Raw genomic sequence first — 6,332 nt, forward strand, 5'->3', positions numbered from 1 at the left:
AAAAGCGCTGGAACGACTATCTGGCGTGGAAGAAGGAGCATGTCAGCGCGCTGTCGCCGCGTGTGCTCGATGCCACGCCGCGGCCCGAGCACCGCTATGGCACGGTTGGCGCGGTCGCGCGCGATGTCCACGGCCACCTTGCCGCGGCCACGTCCACCGGCGGCCTGACCGGCAAGCGCTGGGGCCGGATCGGCGATTCCCCGCTGATCGGCGCGGGCACTTATGCGATCGATGGCAATTGCGCGGTGTCTGCCACCGGCACGGGTGAATACTTCATCCGCCAATCCGCCGGCCGCCAGGTGTGCGACCGTATCGCCTGGCGCGACGAAAAGGTGGGCGAAGCGGCGCAGGACACGATCGACGAAATCGCCGAAATCGGCGGCGATGGCGGGCTGATCGCGATGGACCGCGATGGCCACGTGGGCTTTGCCCTCAACACCGCCGGCATGTTCCGCGGCTCGATCAGCAGCAAGCAGGCGCCCGAAGTGGCGATCTACGCGGACGAAAAGCCGGTGCATCCCTGATCTTTTACTCCCCCTCCTCTTCAGAGGAGGGGGTCGGGGGGTGGTGCTGGACCTCGCGCCAGTTTTCCACCACCCCCAACCCCCTCCTTGCGAAGAGGAGGGGGCTTTTTGCCCAAACTTAGTCCAGGTTGGGGCGTAGCCAGCGTTCGGCCACGGCCAGATCCACCCCGCGTCGCGCGGCATAATCGGCCAGCTGATCGCGGCCGATGGTGGCCACGCCAAAGTACTGGCTGTCCGGGTGGGCGAAATAGAAGCCGGAAACTGCTGCGGTGGGCAGCATGGCCTGGCTTTCCGTAAGAACGATCCCGGCATTGCCCGGCGCATCGAGCAGGTCGAACAGGATCGGCTTGAGGCTATGGTCGGGGCACGCCGGATAGCCGGGCGCGGGGCGGATGCCGCGATATTCCTCGCGGATCAGCGCCTCGTTGGTCAGTTGCTCGCCCGGTGCATAGCCCCACAGGGTGGTGCGGACGTGGCTGTGCAGGCGTTCGGCAAAGGCCTCGGCAAAGCGATCGGCCAGCGCCTTGAGCAGGATGTCGGAATAGTCATCATGCCCGGCCTGGAAGCGCGCCAGGTGCGGCTCGATCCCATGGATGCCCACGGCAAAGCCGCCCAGCCAGTCACCCGCCGGATCGATGAAATCGGCCAGGCTGAAGTTGGCGCGGCCCCGGCTCTTGGCAAACTGCTGGCGCAGGAACGGCAAGCGCACCATCTGCTCGTCGTCATCGGGATGCAGCACGACATCGTCGCCATGGCGCGCCGCCGGCCAGAAGCCGCAGACGCCCTTGGCGGTCAGCCACTTTTCGGCAACGATCTTGTCGAGCATGGCGCGCGCATCGGCATAGAGACTGCGCGCGCTTTCGCCCACCACGGCATCATCGAGGATCGCCGGATAGGTGCCGGCCAGTTCCCAGGCGCGGAAGAACGGCGTCCAGTCAAAGCATTCGACCAGATCGGCCAGATCCCATTCGGGGAACACGTGCAGCCCGGGCTGCGCCGGCGGGGCCGGCTTGTGTGCAAATTCGGCGACAAAGCCATTGGCGCGCGCGTCTTCCAGGCTGAGCAGCTTCGATCCGCCCTTGCCCGCACGCGCGTCGCGCACGTGTTGGTAGTCGTCGGCCGTGGCGGCGATGAAACCTTCGGCCTGGGTGTCTGACAACAGCTGGCTGGCCACGCCCACGGCGCGGCTGGCGTCGAGCACGTGGACTACCGGGCCGTCATAGGCCGGATCGATGCGCAGCGCGGTGTGCACCTTGCTGGTGGTGGCGCCGCCGATCAGCAGCGGAATGGTCATGCCGGCTCGCTGCATTTCCTCGGCCACGGTCACCATCTCGTCGAGCGAGGGGGTGATCAGGCCGGACAGGCCGATGATATCGGCATCCTGCTCGCGCGCGGTGTCGAGGATCTTGGACCACGGCACCATGACGCCAAGGTCGATCACCTCATAGCCATTGCACTGCAGCACGACGCCGACGATGTTCTTGCCGATATCGTGCACGTCGCCCTTGACCGTGGCCATCACGATGCGGCCCTTGGGGCGCGCACCGGCCTGCTTTTCCGCCTCGATATAGGGGATCAGGTGCGCGACGGCCTTCTTCATCACGCGGGCCGATTTCACCACCTGCGGCAGGAACATTTTCCCCGAGCCGAACAGGTCGCCGACCGTGTTCATGCCCTCCATCAGCGGGCCTTCGATCACCTCGATCGGGCGCCCGCCGCGCGCGGCAATCGCGGCGCGGGCTTCCTCGGTGTCTTCCACGATGTACTGGTCCATGCCCTTGACCAAGGCATGTTCCAGGCGGCGCACCACGTCCCAGCCGCGCCATTCCTCGGCGGCCTTTTCTGCCGCCTTGTCTTTGCCCTTGAAGCTTTCGGCCAGCGCGATGAGGCGCTCCGTCGCATCAGGGTGGCGCATCAGCAGCACGTCTTCGCAGGCATCGCGCAAGACCGGGTCGATCTGGTCGTAGATGTCGAGCTGCCCGGCATTGACGATGGCCATGTCCATGCCGGCGGGAATGGCGTGATAGAGGAACACCGAGTGCATCGCGCGGCGCACCGTCTCGTTGCCGCGGAAGCTGAACGAGAGGTTGGACAGGCCGCCCGAGATATGCACGTGCGGGCAGCGTTCCTTGATCTCGCGCGTCGCCTCGATGAAATCGAGGGCGTAGCGGTCGTGCTCCTCGATCCCGGTGGCCACGGCAAAAACGTTGGGATCGAAGATCACGTCTTCGGGCGGAAAACCGATACCCATCAACAGGTCATAGGCGCGGCAGCAGATTTCCACCTTGCGCTCCCGCGTGTCGGCCTGGCCCTTTTCGTCAAAGGCCATGACGACAACGGCGGCGCCATAATCCATGCACAGGCGGGCATGGTGCAGGAACGCGTCTTCGCCTTCCTTCATCGAGATCGAATTGACGATCGGCTTGCCCGACACGCACTTGAGGCCCGCCTCGATCACCTCCCACTTGGAGCTGTCGATCATCACCGGCACCCGCGCGATGTCTGGCTCTGCCGCGATCAGCTTGAGGTAGGTGGTCATGGCCTCGACCGCGTCGAGCAGGCCCTCGTCCATGTTGACGTCGATGATCTGGGCGCCGTTTTCCACCTGCTGGCGCGCGACTTCCACCGCCTTGGCATAGTCGCCCGCCAGGATCAGCTTCTTGAACGCGGCCGAGCCGGTGACATTGGTACGCTCGCCCACGTTGACGAAACGGGCGCCGGAATTGGTGGCCCCGGAGGTGTTCTGTTCGGTCATCACTTGATCATCACAAAAGGTTCAAGGCCAGCAAGGCGGGTGAGCGGTTCGGGCTGGGCTAGGCTGCGCGGCGCCAGGCCGCTAACCTTGCGCGCCATGGCGGCGATGTGCGCGGGCGTGGAACCACAGCAGCCACCCAGCACGTTGACCTGGCCGGCCACGGCCCATTCGCCGACGAGGCCAGCGGTCGTGTCTGGCTCTTCGTCATACTGGCCCAGTTCGTTGGGCAGGCCGGCGTTGGGGTAGATCATGATCAGCGTGTCGGCGGTTTCCGCCAGCGCTTTGACATGCGGGCGCAACTGGGTGGCGCCGAACGAGCAGTTGAGGCCCACGGTCACCGGGCGGGCGTGGCGCACGGCATACCAGAACGCTTCCACCGTGTGGCCCGACAGGTTGCGGCCCGAAAGATCGGTCAGCGTCATCGACAGCATGATCGGCACTTCGCGGCCCAGTTGCCGCTCCAGTTGCTTGACCGCCATGATCGCGGCCTTGCAGTTGAGCGTGTCGAACACGGTTTCGACCAGGATGAAATCGGCACCGCCTTCGACCAACGCCTCGGCCTGCTCGCGATAGACCTCCACCAGGAAATCCCAGTCGATCTCGCGATATCCGGGATCGTTGACATCGGGCGAAAGCGACAGCGTCTTGTTGGTCGGGCCGATGGCGCCGGCCACAAAGCGCGGGCGACCATCGCGCGCGGCAAATTCATCGGCAACGCGGCGGGCCAGGGCCGCCGATTGCAGGTTGATCTCGCGCACGAGGTGTTCAGCGCCATAATCGGCCTGGCTGATGCGGTTGGCCGAAAAGGTGTTGGTTTCGGCAATATCGGCACCGGCCTCGAAATAGGCGCGGTGGATCGCCTCGGGCACGTCTGGCCGCGTCAGCGCCAGGATATCGTTGTTGCCCTTCTGGTCGTGGGTGAGGCCCAGGCTGCCAGCATAATCTGCCTCGGTCAGCTTGCGGTTCTGGATCTCGGTGCCAAAAGCACCATCGGTGATCAGGATACGCTGGCGCGCCTGATCGAGCAACGCGGCACGCGCCTGGCTGGGGGCAAGAGCAGTCATGCGGCATTCTCCAGGCCGGCGGCGCCGTGCGGGCGGCGGCCCAGCAGATGGCAGATGGCATAGCTCAGCTCGGCACGGTTGAGCGTGTAGAAGTGGAAATCGCGCACACCGCCGGCGTAGAGGCGGCGGCAGAACTCGGCCGAAACCGTGGCCGCCACCAGCTGGCGCGAGGCCGGGTGCGTGTCGAGCCCGGCGAACAGGCTTTCCATCCAGGCTGGCAGTGCCGCACCGCAGGCAGCGGCAAACTTGCGCGTCTGGGCAAAGTTGGACACTGGCAGAATGCCCGGCAACACCGGCGCATCGATCCCGGCCGCAGCCAGCTTGTCCTGGAAACGGAAGAAGGTTTCCGGCTCGAAGAAGAACTGGCTGATCGCGCGGCTCGCACCGGCATCCAGCTTGCGCTTGAGGTTGTCGATATCCGCTTCCTGGCTGGGCGAATCCGGGTGGCTTTCGGGATAGGCCGCGACCGAAATGTCGAACGGGGCAATCGTCTTGAGCCCGGCTACCAGTTCGGCGGCATTGGCATAGCCATCGGGGTGCGGGGTAAACGGCACGCCGGGCGCGCCCATGTCACCGCGCAGGGCGACAATATGGCGCACGCCTGCTTCCCAATAGGCTTCGGCCACGGCGCGGATCTCGGCCTTGCTGGCATCGACGCAGGTAAGATGCGCGGCGGCCGGCAGGCGCGCCTCGCGGATGATGCGGGCAACCGTGTCATGCGTGCGATCGCGGGTGGAGCCGCCCGCGCCATACGTCACCGAGACGAATTCGGGCTGCAGCGGCGCCAGGGTCTGCACCACGTCCCACAGCTGGGCCATCAGCGCATCGGTCTTGGGCGGGAAGAATTCGAAGCTCACCCGGATATCGCCGGGCAGGCCGGCGAAGAGCGGGGTATCGAGCGCGGTGCGCGCCTCGCGCAGCTGGTCGTAGCGGGTCATGGGTCTCAGCTCTTGGTAAAGGCGGAAGCGGGGGACGCGGCAGCAGCAGCGGGATCGCGGCGCCGGGCGGTCCACAGCTTGACGATCAGTTCGTGCCCGGCCAGCGCCTGTTCGGCGAGCGGGGTGAACCCGGCATCGCCCAGCAGCTTGGCCATCTGCGCATCGGAAAAGCCCAGGCGGGCGTGGGCATGGGCCAGGCGCAATTCCTCGCGATCGTGCGCGGCGAAATCGACCACGGCAATGCGCCCGCCCGGGGCAGTAACGCGCGCGGCCTCGGCCAGCACGGCCTCGGGCGCCAGGGCATAGTGCAGCACCTGGTGGAACAGCACCGTGTCGAACCCGCCATCGGCAAACGGCAGCGACAGGAAATCCCCCTGCACCAGATCGACCTGTCCGGCCGGCAGGCCCTGCAGCCGCGTGCGCGCCAGGCGCAGCATTTCCGGGCTCTTGTCGAGCGCAGTGACATGGCTGGCACGCGGGGCGAGCAATTGCGCCATGCGACCGGTGCCGGTACCAACGTCGAGCAGGTGGCCGAGCGGCTGACCCGCACCGGCTGCATCGAGCAAGCCGATCAGCGCGGCTTCCACCGGGCCATCGGCAATGTGCAGGCTGCGCAACTGGTCCCAATCGGCGGCGTGGCGGGCAAAGTATTCGGCCGCGCTTGCCTCGCGCGTGGCGCGGATCGCGTCGAGATGCTGGCGATCCTCGCGCACTTCGCGGGCGAAATCAGCGTCCTCAGCCTCGGCCGCGGCAAGCACGCGGGCCAGCGCCGTGCCGAGCGCGGAGGGCGCCCCGCGCCGCGCGGTTTCCTCGGCAATCGCCGCGCGCAGGAACACCCAGCCACCCTCGCGCCGCCGTTCGGCCAGGCCAGCATCGCACAGGATCTTCACATGGCGCGAGACGCGCGGCTGGCTTTGCCCCAGTACCTGCGCAAGCTCACCCACGGCCAGCTCCATGCTGGCCAGGAGGCGCATGATACGCAGGCGCGTGGGATCGGCCAGGGCGCGCAAGGATTCGAGCAGGTTCATGAGCAGTGGGATATAAAGCAACC

5 protein-coding genes are annotated in these 6,332 nt (G+C 66.4%); 1 reads left to right on the plus strand and 4 read right to left on the minus strand.

Annotated elements, in window-relative coordinates:
* Positions 1–524: isoaspartyl peptidase/L-asparaginase (locus tag H926_RS27365; RefSeq protein ID WP_192816553.1), on the plus strand; the 524-nt coding region annotated here is incomplete at its 5' end.
* 118 nt (positions 525–642) lie between these two features.
* Here the strand turns inward: H926_RS27365 and metH are convergent.
* The 4 genes from metH to H926_RS0112750 are packed head-to-tail and all read right to left on the minus strand — an operon-like array spanning position 643 to position 6,309.
* The gene (gene metH, locus H926_RS0112735) at positions 643–3,279 is read right to left on the minus strand and encodes a methionine synthase (protein WP_022676646.1); all 2,637 of its coding nucleotides are present in this window, start codon (positions 3,277–3,279) and stop codon (positions 643–645) included.
* Entirely contained in the window at positions 3,279–4,343 is a 1,065-nt protein-coding gene (locus H926_RS0112740) for a homocysteine S-methyltransferase family protein (RefSeq protein WP_022676647.1), read from the minus strand. The genes metH and H926_RS0112740 overlap by 1 nt, the downstream gene beginning before the upstream one ends.
* A complete protein-coding gene (gene metF, locus H926_RS0112745; protein WP_022676648.1) occupies positions 4,340–5,281 on the minus strand; it encodes a methylenetetrahydrofolate reductase [NAD(P)H] in 942 nt (313 codons plus the stop codon). The genes H926_RS0112740 and metF overlap by 4 nt, the downstream gene beginning before the upstream one ends.
* A 5-nt stretch (positions 5,282–5,286) precedes the next feature.
* Positions 5,287–6,309 carry a metalloregulator ArsR/SmtB family transcription factor gene (locus tag H926_RS0112750; RefSeq protein WP_028657948.1) on the minus strand — a complete coding sequence of 341 codons (1,023 nt, stop codon included), beginning with the start codon at positions 6,307–6,309 and terminating at the stop codon, positions 5,287–5,289.
* Between the last annotated feature and the right edge of the window lie 23 nt (positions 6,310–6,332).

It is taken from the genome of Novosphingobium sp. B-7, assembly GCF_000410615.1.
Classification (GTDB): Bacteria; Pseudomonadota; Alphaproteobacteria; order Sphingomonadales; family Sphingomonadaceae; genus Novosphingobium; species Novosphingobium capsulatum.